Origin of the sequence: Coleofasciculus sp. D1-CHI-01, assembly GCF_040218875.1 — a bacterium.
In the GTDB taxonomy this organism is placed as follows: Bacteria; Cyanobacteriota; Cyanobacteriia; order Cyanobacteriales; family Coleofasciculaceae; genus Coleofasciculus.
The window spans coordinates 62,303-79,479 of sequence record NZ_JAVJQP010000058.1; the positions used below are offsets into that span (position 1 = coordinate 62,303).

At 46.4% G+C, this 17,177-nt stretch carries 17 protein-coding genes; 7 read left to right on the forward strand and 10 right to left on the reverse strand.

Features of this window, described 5'->3' with window-relative positions; genetic code table 11:
• Positions 1-7: 7 nt before the first annotated feature.
• From RIB93_RS11525 to plsX, 6 genes are all read right to left on the reverse strand, one after another.
• Positions 8-223, reverse strand: a complete 216-nt coding sequence (locus RIB93_RS11525; protein WP_446372916.1) for a hypothetical protein — start codon at positions 221-223, stop codon at positions 8-10.
• A gap of 65 nt (positions 224-288) precedes the next feature.
• Entirely contained in the window at positions 289-585 is a 297-nt protein-coding gene (locus tag RIB93_RS11530; protein WP_446372917.1) for a 2Fe-2S iron-sulfur cluster-binding protein, read from the reverse strand.
• A gap of 235 nt (positions 586-820) precedes the next feature.
• Positions 821-2,287, reverse strand: a complete 1,467-nt coding sequence (locus tag RIB93_RS11535; protein WP_446372918.1) for a DASH family cryptochrome — start codon at positions 2,285-2,287, stop codon at positions 821-823.
• Positions 2,288-2,425: 138 nt separating this feature from the next.
• Entirely contained in the window at positions 2,426-3,292 is an 867-nt protein-coding gene (locus RIB93_RS11540; RefSeq protein WP_446372919.1) for an oxygenase MpaB family protein, read from the reverse strand.
• A 6-nt stretch (positions 3,293-3,298) separates the two neighbouring features.
• The gene (locus RIB93_RS11545) at positions 3,299-4,297 is read right to left on the reverse strand and encodes a beta-ketoacyl-ACP synthase 3 (protein WP_446372920.1); all 999 of its coding nucleotides are present in this window, start codon (positions 4,295-4,297) and stop codon (positions 3,299-3,301) included.
• 113 nt (positions 4,298-4,410) lie between these two features.
• Positions 4,411-5,499 carry a phosphate acyltransferase PlsX gene (gene plsX, locus RIB93_RS11550; RefSeq protein WP_446372921.1) on the reverse strand — a complete coding sequence of 363 codons (1,089 nt, stop codon included), beginning with the start codon at positions 5,497-5,499 and terminating at the stop codon, positions 4,411-4,413.
• Positions 5,500-5,752: 253 nt separating this feature from the next.
• Here plsX and RIB93_RS11555 point away from each other — a divergent pair, with 253 nt between their 5' ends.
• From RIB93_RS11555 to RIB93_RS11565, 3 genes are all read left to right on the forward strand, one after another.
• Positions 5,753-7,072: a D-alanyl-D-alanine carboxypeptidase gene (locus RIB93_RS11555; protein ID WP_446372922.1), complete on the forward strand. Its 1,320-nt coding sequence runs from the start codon at positions 5,753-5,755 to the stop codon at positions 7,070-7,072.
• Positions 7,073-7,192: 120 nt separating this feature from the next.
• Positions 7,193-7,981 (forward strand): HAD family hydrolase, encoded by a 789-nt coding sequence (locus RIB93_RS11560; protein WP_446372923.1) that lies wholly within the window; start codon positions 7,193-7,195, stop codon positions 7,979-7,981.
• A 390-nt stretch (positions 7,982-8,371) separates the two neighbouring features.
• Positions 8,372-9,001, forward strand: a complete 630-nt coding sequence (locus RIB93_RS11565) for a class I SAM-dependent methyltransferase (RefSeq protein ID WP_446372956.1) — start codon at positions 8,372-8,374, stop codon at positions 8,999-9,001.
• Between the two features lie 152 nt (positions 9,002-9,153).
• Here RIB93_RS11565 and RIB93_RS11570 read toward each other — a convergent pair whose 3' ends face one another.
• Entirely contained in the window at positions 9,154-10,227 is a 1,074-nt protein-coding gene (locus tag RIB93_RS11570; RefSeq protein WP_446372924.1) for a radical SAM/SPASM domain-containing protein, read from the reverse strand.
• 431 nt (positions 10,228-10,658) lie between these two features.
• Between RIB93_RS11570 and RIB93_RS11575 the strand changes: the two genes are divergently transcribed.
• Entirely contained in the window at positions 10,659-11,852 is a 1,194-nt protein-coding gene (locus RIB93_RS11575) for a DNA double-strand break repair nuclease NurA (protein ID WP_446372925.1), read from the forward strand.
• 250 nt (positions 11,853-12,102) lie between these two features.
• On the forward strand, positions 12,103-12,696 hold the full coding sequence (locus RIB93_RS11580; RefSeq protein WP_446372926.1) for a hypothetical protein: 594 nt from the start codon (positions 12,103-12,105) through the stop codon (positions 12,694-12,696).
• Between the two features lie 97 nt (positions 12,697-12,793).
• Here RIB93_RS11580 and RIB93_RS11585 read toward each other — a convergent pair whose 3' ends face one another.
• The 3 genes from RIB93_RS11585 to RIB93_RS11595 form a co-directional block, all read right to left on the reverse strand.
• Entirely contained in the window at positions 12,794-13,444 is a 651-nt protein-coding gene (locus tag RIB93_RS11585) for a response regulator transcription factor (protein WP_446372927.1), read from the reverse strand.
• Positions 13,445-13,833: 389 nt separating this feature from the next.
• Positions 13,834-14,370: a (2Fe-2S) ferredoxin domain-containing protein gene (locus tag RIB93_RS11590; protein WP_446372928.1), complete on the reverse strand. Its 537-nt coding sequence runs from the start codon at positions 14,368-14,370 to the stop codon at positions 13,834-13,836.
• A 97-nt stretch (positions 14,371-14,467) separates the two neighbouring features.
• A complete protein-coding gene (locus tag RIB93_RS11595) occupies positions 14,468-14,827 on the reverse strand; it encodes a hypothetical protein (RefSeq protein ID WP_446372929.1) in 360 nt (119 codons plus the stop codon).
• A 160-nt stretch (positions 14,828-14,987) separates the two neighbouring features.
• Between RIB93_RS11595 and groES the strand changes: the two genes are divergently transcribed.
• Both groES and groL read left to right on the forward strand, forming a co-directional pair.
• Complete coding sequence (gene groES / locus RIB93_RS11600; protein ID WP_446339129.1) at positions 14,988-15,299, forward strand: co-chaperone GroES; 312 nt, start codon at positions 14,988-14,990, stop codon at positions 15,297-15,299.
• 123 nt (positions 15,300-15,422) lie between these two features.
• On the forward strand, positions 15,423-17,051 hold the full coding sequence (gene groL, locus RIB93_RS11605; RefSeq protein WP_446372930.1) for a chaperonin GroEL: 1,629 nt from the start codon (positions 15,423-15,425) through the stop codon (positions 17,049-17,051).
• Positions 17,052-17,177 lie beyond the last annotated feature (126 nt).

The window sequence follows — 17,177 nt, forward strand, 5'->3', positions numbered from 1 at the left end:
TAGAATATCATTGGCTTCTGCCAATCGTGTAGCTTGAGTGCAAATATTGATCAGCTACATCACTTCGGGCTGGCTGCACAACTCCAAAACCATTAGCTATCAATGTTTTGAGTGGCATTGACATTGGTTTATCTTCAAGCACATAAGATTTAACCCATCCAAACCCTTGCACCGCGATCGCGTGAAAATGTACTGTAGCTTCCCCAGCTCCCAGACGTAGCATGCTACGTCTCTACACGGCTCCCCCAGCTCCCCCAGCCCCCCCAGCTTCCCCTGCTCCTCGCCGCTTCAGGGCTTAGTTTTCACGCTGACTGGTCCATTGACCAAGGCTTGGCAGGCTAATCGGTAACTCTCCGGTTTTTTCTTGAGTTTACGCTGTTCTACGTCAGTTCGAGGTGAGAGATTTTCTATCCCTTCGACAACCTCGACAATGCAGGTGCCACATTGACCATAGCCTCCACAGTTCATCAATTTTCCTTTCAAGGTATACAGGTCAATCTTGTTTTGCAGGGCTTTTTCCCGTAAGTTCGCCCCATCTGCTGCAATGACTTCCTGGTCTTCCTTGACAAATTTGATATTAGCCATCTAGTTCTCCGCTACGTCACTCCTGATATATCCTAGAAGAATTTGCACTCAGGATACTTAATCCTCTGATTCAATCGACTTGACCTTCTTCTAGGCTAGCGAATTATAAAGACAGTCGTGGGGTCTCTGACTTTTCACGGCATATCGTTTTGATTGTGTAGGGGCGGGTTTTACCGATAACGCTCCGGCTCAAACCACTAACCTAACTAAACCCGCCCTGACTTGCGCCGAAATGTTATCGACGGTTCAATGCGGCGTTGTAAACTTTTTCGTTTGCTTTCACCGACTGGATTAAGTCTACAACCGGATGGGGATAATCTACGCCAAGTCTCACCCCAAACTGTTTTTGCTCGGCTGGGGTTAATGTCCAAGGTTGGTGTACTTTAGTGGCGGGTAATGAATCCAGTTCGGGTAGCCAATGTTTGACATAGTAACCTTGGGGATCATAATCTTTCGACTGTTTTTGAATATTGAAATAACGAAACCCACGAGCATCATTTCCCACTCCCGCCGTATAATTCCAGTTCCCCCAATTGCTACAAACATCATAGTCAATTAACACCGATTCAAACCACTCCGCGCCGATTTGCCAGTTAATTCCTAAGTTTTTGGTGAGAAAACTAGCAACATTTTGTCGTCCCCGATTGGACATAAATCCAGTGGCGGCAAGTTCCCGCATGTTGGCGTCAACTAAGGGAAATCCTGTTTTTCCTTGCTGCCAAAGGGTAAAGCGATCCCAGTCTTCTTTCCAGGGAATGGGGATACCCTGTAACCCAGATTGGCGAAAGATTCGGTTCCCATGCTTAGCACAAATAAATCGGAAAAAGTCGCGCCAAATTAACTCAAACACTAACCAGTAGGTTGAATCATTTTTGACTCGTTCCTGTTCGTATTGCTGAACCTGTTCATAAATAAAACGCGGCGATAAACACCCCAAGGCTAGCCAGGGAGAAAATTTAGAGGAGTAATTTGTCCCCAACATGCCATTGCGGGTTTGTTTGTAAATTTTGAGACAGTCTTTTTGCCAGAAATAGTCTTCGAGTCTGGCTAATCCGGCGGTTTCTCCCCCTTTGAATTGTAATACTGCTCGTTCGTCAAATATAGGCGGTTCTAGTCCAAATTCAGCGAGTTGGGGCAATTCACCAACTTCTACAGAGGGGAGAGATGGTAAACGTTTTGGAGTGGGAAAGGGGGGATAAATTGTGGATTTTTTCTCGACTTGCTTACGAAAATTGGTAAAAAGTTCGGGAATTTTTGAAAGACTAAAGGGTAAATCGTCGGGATGGTAGAGGGTGCTTCCCCAGAACGTTTGTACGGTTATGTTAATCTCAGATAATGCTTTTTTGAGTGCAGATTCTACCGCCACTTCTTCAGAGGTAACTTCCTGGTGAAAGTAAACCGTCATGATATCAAGTTCTTTTGCCAATGTGGGAATGACGTTCTCCGGTAAACCCCGACGCACCAGCAAATCACTGCCACGCGATCGCAAACCCTCTCGCAAATCGGCTACACTTTCCAGTAGGAATTTAGCGCGGAATGCCCCAGTTTTGGGGAATCCAAAGGATGTCGTCTGGAATAGGCGATCGTCAAAGCAGTAGCAGGGAATCACCTGCGCCGTTGTCTGTAGCGCCTGGTGTAGGGGTTCGTGATCGTGCAGGCGCAAGTCATTGCGATACCAGAGGAGAATTCGTTGTTCATTCACAGAGTAACCTCCTTTTTGCTATGGCGATTAAAATCGCAGCTACACAAACTAAGTCCGCCTACGCGGACTAAACTATAAGAGAAATGGTATAAGAATAAGTCAATAATCTTTTATCGCCAGCCTAGATTCCCTACAATTTCACTCAAGTTTATCCAGCATCCAACTCGGACCAATATCCCTTAACTGATAACCACGAGGATAACTTTTCAACTGACTCTCTGTAAAGAAATCTGACCTTCTTCTCGGCACAAGCCAACGCTGCAAGTATCCCCGCAACTTGAGACTATTTTCTACACCGCTTACTATAAGAGTCGAAGGCTTAGTAAAACCAAACGCCGCCAGCGTTCGCTCATCGAACAAGCTATAAATAGCAGGTTTCAGCAGAGGATGACTCAAAGCCGGAAACCAGCTTAGGAATAAATTAATCGTTGATTCTCCCACAGCACGATTACTATCAGAAAACACAAAATTTTCTTGTTCGTACTTCTGATTATAGTGGGCAAATTCCTCATAACTTGAGGGGATATCGCGAATCTGCATCCTTTCCCCTACCGCTTGCCAAAAATAAAATATTGCTAGCTTTTCCTGTTCACAAAATAACCGCCAACCAAAGCGTTTATTCCAGCGAATCGGCTCATAGATAAAGGTTGAAAGCACATAGAGAAAATCTTCATTGCTAATCGGATAATGCCCATGAATCGCATTCATCCTCCGAATCGCTTCTGCACCCCGTTCACTTTCGTAACCCCATTGGAGAATCTCGGCAATCAGTAAACCTGTATCATCGTAGCGCTTTTGGGTGTGGTGATGAAATTCTCCGGTGCGAGTCAGCAGTCGAGAAATACTGGGAACACAGAACGTTTTCACCATAGCTAATTCCAACGCACGGGTGATATCCCAGGGAAATTCGTAGCCAGCGACAAGGCGACCAATTAAACTATGGTCAGTAATGGGGTTGAGTTGTTGAATCTGCTGAAGACGTTGGTTGCGATTCCAAATATTCATAACCCCTCATCGCCCCCATTCAAAAATAGCCGCTCCCCAGGTTAATCCTGCACCAAAACCGGAACTAGCAATAATATCACCGGGCTGAATTTTTCCCGATCGCACGGCTTCATCTAAAATTAAGGGAATCGACGCCGCCGATGTATTCCCATACTGACTCAGATTACTCAACACCTTATGGCTAGGAATCTTCAACCGTTGAGCCACCGCATCCAGAATCCGTTGATTGGCTTGGTGCAATAGCAGCCAGTCTATATCCTCTGCGGTCAGATTCGCCTGAAATAGCGCCTTCTCAATCACTTTTGGCACCTTCTGCACGGCAAATCGATAGACTTCTTTGCCGTTCATGGTGATCGATGCAAAATTTCCTTGACCGACCTCAATTCCCTTGACAAGTTCCTGGGTTTGTGGTTTATAAGCCAACTGTAAACATTTATTCTGACTCCCATCACTGCGAATCTGGAAACCCAACAAGCGATCGCGTGAAGAAGCCTGTAACATCACAGCCCCTGCACCATCCCCAAATAACACACAGGTGCCGCGATCGGACCAATCCAGCCAGCGCGACAACATATCCGCACCAATTAATAAAATATTTTGATAAACTCCAGTCCGGATAAACTGAGCGGCGGTCACTAAACCAAACACAAAACCCGAACAAGCCGCCGTGAGGTCAAACGCAACAGCATTAGATGCGCCGAGTAACGCCTGAATTTGACTCGCCGTACCAAACAGATCATCAGGTGTAGACGTTGCCAGAATAATGAGCTGTAACGCTTCCGGCTCAACTCCCGCCATCGCGATCGCCCGCTTCGCCGCTTCAGCCGCTAACCCACTTAAACTGGCTTGAGCGTCAGCTAGACACCGTTGACGAATTCCTGTGCGCGTGGCAATCCACTCATCTGATGTCTCAACTATCTGGCTGAGTTGATGGTTATCCAAAACCACATCGGGTGTCGCCGAACCACTCCCGGTAATCGCAATTCCTGTGCCTAGTTGATTCAAAATGATTCTCCATCAAAGAAACTGCCGTTCACTCTCCCCTGCTTAGACTGGCTATCCGTCACCAAATGACTGCCTTGTCCACAGTTGTCCAGTATTAGGTAGATAGCACCACCCTAACCTGTCGCATCCTCTGATGGCTCATTGGTCACATCTAACGGTTCACTACCCATAGTCCTGGTTTTTGCCGATTGTTTCGCCGCTTTGATCTCAGTAGACTGAATACGCTCGAGTACCTGATTATCAATCGCTTCTTTTGCCAAGCGAATCCCATTAAAAATAGACGGTGCCTGAGAACTACCATGGCTAATAATACAGACTCCATCCACGCCCAAGAGCAACCCACCCCCATGTTCAGCATGATCGATACGCTGCTTAATCCGCTTCAGATTCGGCTTGAGAATCGCCGTTCCCAGTTGACCATGTAAGCCTTGGGGCAATTCCTCCCGCAGAATTTGTAAGACGATTTCTCCCACCGCTTCGGCAAACTTGAGTAAGATGTTGCCGACAAAGCCATCACAGACAATCACATCAAACTGACCTGAGAGTACATCTCTGCCTTCAGCATTACCCAGAAAGGCGACTCTGGGATTCTTCTGTAGCAGTTGATGAGTCCGAATCGCTAAATCATTCCCCTTACAGTCTTCTTCCCCGATATTGAGCAATCCGACTTTGGGTTCTGGTATTCCCAGCACATACTGGCTATATACCGTCCCCATCACCGCAAATTGCTCCAGATATTTGGGACGACAATCCACATTTGCCCCCACATCTAGAATAATCACTGGCTTTCCAGCTATGAGGGTGGGGAACATAGCGCCAATCGCTGGGCGATCAATGCCCTTGAGCCGTCCCAAACGCAGTAATGCGGCTGCCATAGCTGCGCCAGAATGACCCGCCGACACTACAGCTTGTGCCTGCTTGGTTTTAACTAAATCCATCGCCACGTTGATTGACGCCTTGGGTTTGCGTTTAATCGCCACCAAGGGTTCCTCTTCCATGGAAACTACGTCTTCCGCCGGGACTATTTCTAGCTGGCGCGGACTGCTGTGTTCTTTCAGGGACGCTTCAATAGCTTGAGGATCGCCAACCAATATAACCTCTACGCCCAACTCTGCTTGGGCTCGGATAGCTCCAGCCACAATTTCTGAGGGAGCGTGATCCCCTCCCATCGCGTCGATTGCGATCCGTTCGCGAGATGCCATTGCTCAAAGAGATAGAAACCTTAAAGATTTTAACAGAAGCCGTTACGGAAAACCTCTACCAAACCTACCTTCACCTGGAGAACGTTGATTGAGTAATCTTGTTTTAGCTTATTTGGCGAGAAGCCCCACACCCTACACCCTACACCCCACACCCCCTCTCAAGAGTGCTGATCTCCCAGAAAAACCCTTGAAGAAACCTTTTCATCGGTGCCATTCACTTCGTACAATAAAGCACCGTGGAGGAGAAACGGTAATGTTACAACGAATTGGTTCTGGATTGATTGCTTCATCGATAGCCGCGTTATTGGTCAAGATTGTGGGAATGCAGGCTGCCACGTTGGATTTAGATCAGGTTGAGACTATCCAACCCTTGCCATGGCAAGAAACATCCTTATTTACTCTACCCAAGCCTGACCCGAGCGCCGAAACCACGATTAATCAATATCTCCAAGACCTAAGAAACAAGGGTTCACTCGCAGACAATCAAGGAATCTGGATACAATCTGGGCTGAATGTTCTGGCAGAACATCAGGGTAAAATTCCTCGCCCTGCTGCTTCATTGACCAAGATTGCTACCACATTGGTCGTGTTAAGTCAATGGAAACCCGACCATGAATTTGAAACCCAAGTAGGTGCCACAGGTGATATCCGTGATGGCGTATTAGAGGGAGATTTGGTAATTAAAGGCGGTGGTGATCCCCTGTTTGTCTGGGAAGAAGCGATCGCACTTGGCAACAGTCTCAACGAGCTTGGTATTCGCCGCGTCAATGGCAATTTAGTCATTGCGGGCAATTTTTCGATGAACTACGAAGAAAATCCGACGCGATCGGGAGAGCTACTCAAACAAGGATTAAATGGCAAAACTTGGTCTCGTTCGGTGATTCGTCACCATGGCAGAATGTCTCCGGGAACCCCCAAACCTGAACTGGTGATCAGCGGTCAAGTCAAAACGGTAAAAATTCCACCTGATAAAACTAGGATACTATTACGTCATCAATCCCTACCCTTGGCGGAAATCCTCCTAGAAATGAATATTTACAGTAACAATGGCATGGCTCAAATTTTAGCCGATGCTGTTGGTGGGGCTGATCTGGTTGCCAAAGAAGCCGCCAAGTTAGCCAATGTCCCTCCAGAGGAAATTCAACTGATTAATGGATCAGGATTAGGAACAGAAAACCAAATCTCTCCCCGTGCGGCTACAGCTATGCTAATCGCCCTGGAAAAATTATTAACACCCCATAACTTAGGTGTCATTGATGTATTCCCCCTAGCCGGGAGGGATAAAAACGGGACAATTTATGCTCGCAATCTGCCAGAGGGAACCGCGATGAAAACCGGAACCCTACGCCAGGTGAGTGCTTTAGCGGGGGTAATGCCCACACAAGAGCGCGATCGCGTGTGGTTTGCGATTATAAATGGTGGCAATAACGTCTGGGAATTTCGCCAACAGCAAGACCAACTGTTAAACCAGCTTACCCAAAACTGGGGCAATCAACCCAGTCTCAATCCGAAAACCACTCTCTCCCGTTCCAAACTGGGTGATCCCAAGCGCAATAAAGTTGTTGCAAATTAAGATCAATGGCACTGAAAATTTGCAGTGTTGGAGCGCCAACACCCTTGATATCCCGTAGGGTGGGCATTGCCCACCAGCCCTTAAATCAGCTCGATCATTATTCATCATTCAAATAACTTTATGTCAACTGATGCTCCCACTATTCTCGCCCTCGACTTTGATGGCGTCATCTGTGACGGACTTCTGGAATACTTCCAAACCGCTTGGCGTACCTACTGCAAAATTTGGCAACCGGAAACCACAACACCCCCACCAGACTTAGCTGATAAATTTTACCGCTTGCGCCCTGTAATTGAATCCGGGTGGGAAATGCCTGTTTTACTACGAGTGTTACTTTTAGGCGTTTCAGAATCCCAGATTTTGCCAGATTGGTCAACCGTTTTACACCAATGTATTGACTCCGAAAACCTACAGCCAAGCGACTTAGGTCAACAAGTCGATAAAATTCGCGATGAATGGATTACTAATGATCTAGAAGGCTGGTTAGCACTGCACCGCTTTTATCCTGGGGTAATTGAGCGCCTACAGAGCATATTAGAAACACCGACGCCCTTCTTTATTGTCACCACTAAAGAAGGGCGCTTTGCTAAACAGTTATTACAACAACAAGGTATCGAATTATCAAAGGATAGAATTATCGGCAAAGAAATTAAACGTCCCAAACACCAAACTCTACGAGAACTTATACAAGAATTTACAGATGAATCTGCAAGTCTTTGGTTTGTAGAGGATCGATTAAATACCCTACTATCAGTGGAACAGCAAACAGACTTAGCTCAGGTGAGACTCTATTTAGCGGATTGGGGCTATAATACAGCAGCGCATCGAGACGAGGTTCGCCATCATCCCAGAATTCAGTTATTGTCTTTGTCTGAGTTTGCTCAGGATTTCTCCACTTGGTCTAACTAGAGTTCAGATAATGGTTTACTTAAATTGATGTCTTGCACTCTTGGAAAAAAGCTAAAGTTTTGCTTAACAACGTCACATCTAGTGCAGCTTCATGTATCATGGACATTAAAAATCGAGCTAATTATGGAGCGATGAGGTATGCAATATGTTAGATGCAATCTTTGCGGTAGCGATAACTACAGTATCTTATTTGAACCTGGTGTAGCTCAAATCAATCAAATTGTTAAGTGTAACTGTTGTAATTTGATGTATGCTAACCCTAGGGCAAAAGATGCGGATCATGTAGGGATCGAGACGTGGAATCCAGATTGGGTTTTATCTAATCCAGATCGATAAAAGTTAGAAAAAGAATCACTTCAGGTTAAAGATTATGAATCAACCCAAAAATTCCTGAATGAATATTATCCCCAAAAAGGCAAACTACTTGAGATAGGCAGTAGTTTTGGTTACTTATTAAACTTTCTTAAAAAAGATGAATGGCAGGTAATGGGAGTTGAACCTAACTTAGGTCAATGTAAATATGCCGAATCTCATTTTGGCATAAAAGCTATTCCTAGCACCTTAGAAAAAGCAGAAATTAGCGATAATTCAATCGATGTAGTATTAATGATGCATGTTATAGAGCATGTACCTGATCCGTATATGACGTTTAAAGAAGTTTATCGCCTCTTGAAGCCAGGTGGTGTGTTTGTTGTAGAAACGCCCAGATACGACACGTTAGTGTTCAAATTGTTGGGCAAAAGAGAAAGAAGCCTAAGTTGCAATGGACATATTTACTTTTTTACCAGCAGTACTCTAGAAAAAATGGCAACTCAAGCTGGCTTGACAATGCTGAAGTTAGACTATGTTGGTCGTTCCCTAACTCTAGACAGGCTTTTTTATAATTTTGGTGTTATGAGTAAAAATAAACTAATCAAAGATAAACTCAATGATTTTTCCAATAAATTTAACCTTAATCAAGTAAGTATTTATATTAACGCAAGGGATATGCAGCGGGCGTACTTGATGAAACCTGCGTAAAAGCTTTATGCAAATTTATAAGAAAATGTTCTTATCACCCCAAGTACAGGACGTCTCTATCGAACCTGTTATGTGAAATACAAATGAAATCCCTCGACCTGAGAACATAGTCTTGTTCTGTTCTCTAGGCGAGGGATACGCTTAACTTTTCGTCAATTCTTCAGCAGCTTCATTCCCATCAGAACCTTATCCTTAAGCGTCTTTTGCGATACACAGGTAATTAAACAAAGTTGACCGCAGTCCAATGTCTGCTGACGAATCTCTTTGGCTTTTTCTCCATACCAGATTTCTTTAGCACTCTGGTGTTTAACATTACCAATCACTGGATAATCATTACAGAGTTTCACATTCCCATCTGTTTCAATCCAGAAATTGCGAAGTCCGACTCGACAGGGGCGAACAGATTCGGGAGCTTTTTCTTCACGGAAATGGGGTAAGAAAAGCCGCAGAACATCATCACCTGTCATAATGGGTGCACCCTTTTGCTTCATTTCAATCAGGCGCTCAATTACCTGAGCAAAGTCCTCATAGTCTTCGGCTTTGAGCCACAGTTCATTATAGGTTTCGGGTGTCCAGAGATTGACGGGTTGGAAATTAACAGCAGTAGCGCCAATTTGTTGCGCCCATTCTACCAGTTCAGGCATTAAGCGGAAATTGAGGCGATTTAATGTCGGTTTGACAATAATTGGAAAACTTATGCCTTGTTTTTCCTGTTCCTGACGTAGATACTTAATACCGTTAGAAAGTTTAGCAAATAAACCGGGATAACCACGCAGGTAATCATGCAGTTCTGCATTGGGTGCATCCACAGACATATTTACGTTAAAGGGACGCGCTGCTACAGTTTTGGCAGAATTTTCCTGGGTCATGCAAGAACCATTTGTGGTCACACCGCAGTGAATACCATTGCTATTGGCAAACGCCAGTATGTCGATAAATCCCTTTTTAATATAAGGCTCACCGCCACTAAAGTTGATGGAATACTTACCGACAAAGTCTTTTATGCTGAGGAGGGTGCGTTTCCACTCCTCAATCGTCATTTCCTCTTTGTTTTGAGGGAGTCGCCAATACTCACACTGGCGACATTTCGCATTACAACGTTCATTGATAATCCCGTAAAACGTGACTGGCTTTGTCCGATCTAATCCGGTTTGAATCCGCAGGGATTCGGCTACGGCATTTTCAGCATGTTTTACACCGAGTTTTGAAAGGGTTGCAACATCCATAATGCACCTCGTCGGTACTATTTGTTTATAAACTTTATGCCAATGGCATCCAATTTCCTTGTTCTGGTATCCTTAGTCAGGGGAAAAGCTTTTCAGCTTATTGCTTACACAGCTTTGAGTCAAATTAAGTTCTAGTTATCTAGCTTTTTCAATCGGGGTTAAACAATGTTCTCATGAGAGCTAATTAGATTGACTTTACTTTAGGACAGCTACCGAGATAAATTCAAGCTTATTTTGTATAACTTAATATTTGGTGATTTAAGCTTACAATCCATGCCTGAAGAAGATCACAAACTGTAAAATTGGTTACAATGATTCCTAAGTAAGTCGAAGGTTTGCTTCGTTTAAGCAATAGTTCTAATTATTACTACTGAAATCGTTAAATAAAGATAACATAAATATACATATCCGGCATCGGGTACTATAATTCAATGCTCGATCTCACGAAACTCGCGAAACAAATCCCTGGAATTAGCCAGCATCTGAAAGGGGAGGCGCTGGCAAGTCGCCAGCGCTGGGAACTGGCGCAAAAGCTGATGCTGGAGGCTAATACCCGACAAAGTGAGTTAATTCAATCCCAACAGCAATGGCGCGATCGCATAATCTTCACGGCGGCTGTTCCGGTTGAATCCCTGGATACCAGCCTTGATCTGGATTCCCCGCCCGAAAGCCACACGATTTTCGCCACCGATGGGTCTCAAATGTCCCCCTCCCATCACGAAATCGCCTATTGTTATTTAATTAACGTCGGTCGGGTAATGTTGCACTATGGGCAGAGTTTACACCCACTCTTGGATAGCTTACCCGAAGTCTTTTACCGACCCGAAGATTTATACATATCTCGCCAATGGGGGATTCGTACCGAAGAATGGATGGGGTATCGTCGCACTGTGTCTGAGGTGTCGATATTGGCAGAAATGGCGTGTCGTTGGGTCAATCCGCCCGGTTCTCACTTTGATATTCCTAATCTGGCGATGGTGGATGGATCACTGATTTACTGGTTTCTGGAGTCCTTACCCACAGAAGCCCGCGATCGCATCCTACCCCCAATTCTCGCCGCTTGGGATCAGTTGCGATCGGTGAATGTGCCACTGATGGGCTATTTGAGTGCATCTCGCAGCAACGAAGCCCTGCATTTTCTCCGCTTACAAGCCTGTGCTTATGACACCCCCAACTGTCTCAGCCATTGCGCCTCGGTTACTGATAAATTGCCTTGTCAGGTTGTGGAACCCTTACGTGATACGATGCTCTGGTCGAGTTTACTGCAACCCGGACAACGTAGTCCTTTGTTTCGCAGTTCGGTGCGAATTTTAGATCTCTATGATCATCACCGAATTTACTTCTGCTATGTTCACGTTGGTACAGAAATTGCCCGCGTTGAAGTTCCAGAATGGGTAGCCCAGGATACTATGTTATTCAATCAAGCCCTCAGTTTAATGCTGGCACAAGTTTACAAAGGCTATGGCTATCCCATTGCCATAGCAGAAGCCCATAATCAGGCTGTGGTTCGAGGAGGCGATCGCGCCCGCTTTTTTACCCTATTAGAACAGCAAATGATTCGCGCTGGGTTACAAAATGTGGGAACATCCTACAAAGAAGCCCGTAAGCGTGGCAGTATTTCTTAAACAGGGAGGGAGAGAATAGTTTTGACCCTTCATAACCTTCGAGGGTATGGCGCATGACCCTTCGCTTCGCTCAAAGAAACCTGGCGCGTGTGTAGGGGCGGGTTTCACTATTAAACTTTCTTGTCTCACCCAGATGCGACTAAACCCGCCCCGATCAAGTGTGAAGAGCAAGAATAATTCTACAAATGACAAATAACAAATAACAAATAACAATTAAAGGAACTATCAAACTATGGTTAGCTTAGTCCGAATGTTATCTACCCAAGATACAATTCTTAAACAAGAACCTGTTCAATCCAGTTTACTGCCAAGCTATAAACTTCAGCCGATTCCGGCTAGCACATTATTAGTTCTACAATCCTACACGCCCCCAGATTTAACCCGACATATTCGGATCAGTTTCCAGGATATTGGATTTCAGGGTAGAAATTTAAATTGGTATGCATTTATTGATCATGTTCAAATCACCAAAGAACCCCTGAGACCAACAGAAACGGTGGCACAGATGCTCTCGAAGCAAATAGAAAAAGATGTTGTCAAAATGATGGTTTACCGACAAAGTTTGCCACCTGAAGGGGGATTACTCAAAATTGTATTTAACGTGGATACTGTCATTAAGCGTGCCCCTGTTCAATCGATGTATCTCAGTCCCAATGCTCTGCAACCGATTCCCGCAGGTACTGAACTGGTGCTATTAACCAATAAACCTGATGCCTATAATATGGTCTCGTTGCCAATTGAAGATTCTCACATAAAATTTACCCTAAAGGACGTTGAATTTAAAGGTTTCAATCAAGATTGGTATGCCTTTGTCAAACATGCTGGGTTGCAATTAGTGGGTTAATCACCAATAACGTTCAGGAGAAAACCCCGAACTTAACTCGCGAGATCCCTTACTGAGGGATAGAAGTTTTTGGCATAAGACCAATGATCCATGACAACTAAGCCTGACTACTTTCAATCGCCCAACGCGCTAATTCGGTACGGTTATGCAATCCGGTTTTGCCCAGCATATTAGACACATGGCTTTCAATTGTGCGCTGGCTCACATTAAGTTCCTGGGCAATTTCCCGATTTGCCAACCCGCGTGCGACAAACTGTACCACCTTCAGTTCCGTTGGTGTCAATTCCACATTGGCGGGAACCTGAATGTTAGATGGCGGCTCTCCTCCAGGTGTTTGAGGGCGAGTTGTTAAGCGGCTAGCCTGTCTCAGGGATGATTCAACTTGAGCGACTAATTCTTCTGGCTCAAAGGGTTTGACCATGTAAACATCAGCACCGGTGTTGAGTCCCTTAACCCGATCATTGCTTTGTCCTTTGGCAGAGAGAAATAGGACAGGAATCCAGTTCATGCGTGGATCTTGCCGAACATACTCAACTAGAGCATAGCCATCCATCTCTGGCATCATTACATCACAAATGATCATGTCCGGAATGTCTTGAGCGAGAACGTCCAACGCCTCTCGACCATTTTCCGCTGTGATCACATCATACCCGCGAAACTCTAGGTAGTCCTTAACGAGCAAAATCAGATTAGGGTCATCGTCAATCAGCAGCAGTCGCTTGTTAGTTCTGACACCGTTGTCTTTCATACGTTGATACTGGTCATTCGGAAGTTTAGGTGGATAGTTAAAAATTTCGTTGTTCTGGTTCCACGCCTGCTAACCGGACGTTATTGAGCGGCTCCAACTTGATCGGGTGTAAGGGTACTTGCTGAGTCCAAGGATTAGCTGTCAATGTTATAGCCTATATTGGCTGACGCGAGCGATCGCGCTGTGTCCGTCAAGGATTATAGATTTATCACGTCCTATGTTAGTCTATCTAACCTGAAACCTAAATAGGCAAGAACTCATACACTGTTTCGATTACTGGACTGATGTTCTAGTGCAAGAAGGCAGAAATAACGAATCTGCTAACATCTCCCCAGCTCTCTTGATCCCCGCCTGAGAACGAGCTACTCACGTATTTGCGCCATGCTGCACTAGTCTTTCCAGAATCGCTGGAAAATCTTTCTCCAAAGGCTTTTCGGTTGATCTACACTGGCAACTTTTTGGGAAGTTATCTGCGGTTGGGATTGACGGTTCGCTCTTTTAGCTCCTGCTGCGTCGGAGATAGGAGATGGAGCGCTTTCTGGGAGAGGATGAACCAAAAAGGCATAGTCTTCGACAATCTTGTTGCCAATGAGATGCTCTTGAATAATGCGTTCGATCACCTCTGGTGTCGCGTTACGATACCAAACACCATCCGGGTAAACCACCAGAATTGGACCACTGGCACAGACGCGCAGACAGTTAGCTTTGGTACGGAAGATGCAGCTTGGTCGCTCCTGAGTGGGTTGATCCAGCTTAAGCTGTTTCAAACGAGTTTTTAAGTAGTCCCAGGAATCAAGACCCGCTTGTTTAGAGCAGCACTTCGGTTTAGTCTGGTCAGCGCATAGCAAAACATGGCGTTGAATTTGATTCAGTCCGAGGCTATTTACATTTTTTGCCAACGGCGTTTGGTCTGAGGCTTTATTCATCTGTCTGACCCCTAAACATTCCCACTATCCTGTAGGGTAGCGCTTCACTACACGTCTAGGGAACAGGGAACGGGGAACAGTAAGGATTTGCCGCTTGTTAACATTTGTGAGTACAGCAGACAGAATTTATGTCTAGGTACTTATACGGGGTTGCATTCAAACAGATAATTTTCTCTTCCCCTGCTTCCCCCGCTTCCCCTGCTTCCCCCGCTTCCCCTGCTCCCCCTGCTCCCCCTGCTCCCCCTGCTCCCCCCGCTTCCCCTGCTCCCCCTGCTCCCCCTGCTCCCCCTGCTCCCCCCGCTTCCCCTGCTTCCCCCGCTTCCCCCGCTTCCCCTGCTTCCCCTGCTTCCCCCGCTTCCCCCGCTTCCCCTGCTTCCCCTGCTTCCCCTGCTTCCCCTGCTTCCCCTGCTTCCCCGACACCCCACACCCCGACACCCCACACCCCGACACCCCACACCCCAAACCCCCATACTTTAGTTCGGGAACCCGTACCCGGAAATTGATTGCAGTTTCATACCTAAGTTGAGTAAATTAGCACTCAGAAGCAGAGAGTGCTAATCACTCGACAGCAGAAAGTGCAAAGTGAGACTAAACTACGCTAATTAGGAGGGAATTCAATGGCAGCCGTATCTCTGAGTGTTTCTACAGTCAAGCCATTAGGCGATCGCGTTTTTGTCAAGGTCAGTGCCGCTGAAGAAAAAACGGCAGGTGGCATTTTGTTACCTGACAACGCCAAAGAGAAGCCTCAAATTGGGGAAATTGTCGCCACCGGTCCGGGCAAGCGCAACGATGATGGCTCTCGCTCGGAACTGGAAGTCAAAATTGGTGACAAGGTTCTCTACTCCAAGTATGCCGGTACTGATATCAAGCTAGGCAACGAAGAGTATGTTCTACTTTCAGAAAAAGACATCCTCGCTGTCGTTTCCTAGTCGTGATCGCTAAACGTTCAGGAGTATACAAGCCAGTTCTCTGGCAACTCTCCTGAATGATGAACTCATAACAACTAGTAACAATCCACAATTCAACTCTAAGACTCAACATCACTGAAATCTATGGCTAAGCGCATCATTTACAACGAAAATGCTCGTCGCGCCCTGGAAAAGGGTATGGACATTCTGGCAGAATCCGTTGCCGTTACCCTCGGTCCAAAAGGTCGCAACGTGGTTCTGGAGAAAAAGTTTGGCGCTCCTCAAATTGTCAATGACGGGGTGACCATTGCTAAAGAAATCGAATTAGAAGACCACGTTGAAAACACGGGTGTCGCCCTGATTCGTCAAGCTGCGTCTAAGACTAATGATGCAGCGGGTGACGGTACTACAACCGCTACCGTGCTGGCTCATGCCATGGTTAAAGAAGGCTTGCGGAACGTGGCGGCTGGTGCGAATGCGATCGCCCTGAAGCGGGGGATTGACAAAGCCATTGCTTTCTTGGTGGACAAGATTGCCGAAAATGCCCGTCCTGTTGAAGATTCTAAAGCCATTGCTCAAGTTGGTTCCATCTCTGCCGGTAATGACGAAGAAGTCGGTCAGATGATTGCCCAAGCGATGGATAAGGTGGGCAAAGAAGGTGTGATTTCCTTGGAAGAAGGGAAATCCATGACCACCGAATTAGAAATCACCGAAGGGATGCGCTTTGACAAGGGCTATATTTCGCCCTACTTCGCTACCGACATGGAGCGGATGGAAGCGATTCTGGAAGAACCCTTCATCCTGATCACCGACAAGAAAATCACCCTGGTTCAGGACATAGTACCTGTACTCGAGCAAGTTGCCCGTTCCAGTCGCCCTCTGCTGATTCTGGCTGAAGACATTGAAAAAGAAGCCCTAGCGACTCTGGTGGTCAACCGCCTGCGCGGTGTGCTGAATGTCGCGGCGGTTAAAGCTCCTGGTTTTGGCGATCGCCGTAAAGCCATGCTGGAAGATATCGCCGTATTGACCGGTGGTCAACTCATCACCGAAGACGCGGGTCTGAAGCTGGAAAACACCAAGCTAGAGATGCTGGGTAAGGCACGTCGCATTACCATCACCAAAGACAACACCACGATTGTGGCGGAAGGCAACGAAGCGGGTGTTAAAGCTCGTTGTGAACAAATCCGTCGTCAGATTGAAGAATCCGATTCCTCCTACGACCAGGAGAAACTACAAGAACGTTTGGCGAAGTTGTCCGGTGGCGTTGCTGTGGTCAAAGTCGGGGCGGCTACCGAAACCGAAATGAAAGACCGCAAGCTGCGCTTAGAAGACGCGATTAACGCGACAAAAGCGGCGGTAGAAGAAGGGATTGTTCCCGGTGGTGGTACAACTCTGGCTCACCTGACCCCAACCCTGGAATCGTGGGCAAATGAAAACCTGAGCGGTGAAGGTTTGATTGGGGCGATTATTGTGTCCCGTGCGCTCCCAGCACCCCTGAAGCGGATTGCTGAGAATGCGGGTCAAAATGGTGCGGTTATCGCTGAGCGGGTGAAAGAGAAAGACTTCAATGTTGGCTACAACGCAGCGACGAATGAGTTCGTTGATATGTTTGAAGCTGGTATCGTTGACCCCGCTAAGGTGACTCGTTCCGCCCTGCAAAATGCCGCCTCAATCGCGGGTATGGTATTGACTACTGAATGTATCGTAGTTGACAAGCCTGAACCCAAGGAAGGTGCTGGTGCTGGCGCTGGTATGGGCGATTTCGATTACTAATCGCTGATGGTGTGGGGGCGATTGTTCAACAACCCCACGCTACTAACGTGTGCTCAGCAAGGGGGGGGAACGGCGAGACTACGGCGGCACAGTTACCCGCCACGGGTTTAGGAAGGGCGATTATGT

Coding starts and splice junctions, on each gene's coding strand:
- RIB93_RS11525 (WP_446372916.1), bottom strand. CDS start 223: ATGCTACGTCTGGGAGCTGGGGAAGCTACAGTACATTTTCACGCGATC.
- RIB93_RS11530 (WP_446372917.1), bottom strand. CDS start 585: ATGGCTAATATCAAATTTGTCAAGGAAGACCAGGAAGTCATTGCAGCA.
- RIB93_RS11540 (WP_446372919.1), bottom strand. CDS start 3,292: ATGAATATTTGGAATCGCAACCAACGTCTTCAGCAGATTCAACAACTC.
- plsX (WP_446372921.1), bottom strand. CDS start 5,499: ATGGCATCTCGCGAACGGATCGCAATCGACGCGATGGGAGGGGATCAC.
- RIB93_RS11555 (WP_446372922.1), top strand. CDS start 5,753: ATGTTACAACGAATTGGTTCTGGATTGATTGCTTCATCGATAGCCGCG.
- RIB93_RS11560 (WP_446372923.1), top strand. CDS start 7,193: ATGTCAACTGATGCTCCCACTATTCTCGCCCTCGACTTTGATGGCGTC.
- RIB93_RS11570 (WP_446372924.1), bottom strand. CDS start 10,227: ATGGATGTTGCAACCCTTTCAAAACTCGGTGTAAAACATGCTGAAAAT.
- RIB93_RS11575 (WP_446372925.1), top strand. CDS start 10,659: ATGCTCGATCTCACGAAACTCGCGAAACAAATCCCTGGAATTAGCCAG.
- RIB93_RS11580 (WP_446372926.1), top strand. CDS start 12,103: ATGTTATCTACCCAAGATACAATTCTTAAACAAGAACCTGTTCAATCC.
- RIB93_RS11585 (WP_446372927.1), bottom strand. CDS start 13,444: ATGAAAGACAACGGTGTCAGAACTAACAAGCGACTGCTGCTGATTGAC.
- RIB93_RS11590 (WP_446372928.1), bottom strand. CDS start 14,370: ATGAATAAAGCCTCAGACCAAACGCCGTTGGCAAAAAATGTAAATAGC.
- groES (WP_446339129.1), top strand. CDS start 14,988: ATGGCAGCCGTATCTCTGAGTGTTTCTACAGTCAAGCCATTAGGCGAT.
- groL (WP_446372930.1), top strand. CDS start 15,423: ATGGCTAAGCGCATCATTTACAACGAAAATGCTCGTCGCGCCCTGGAA.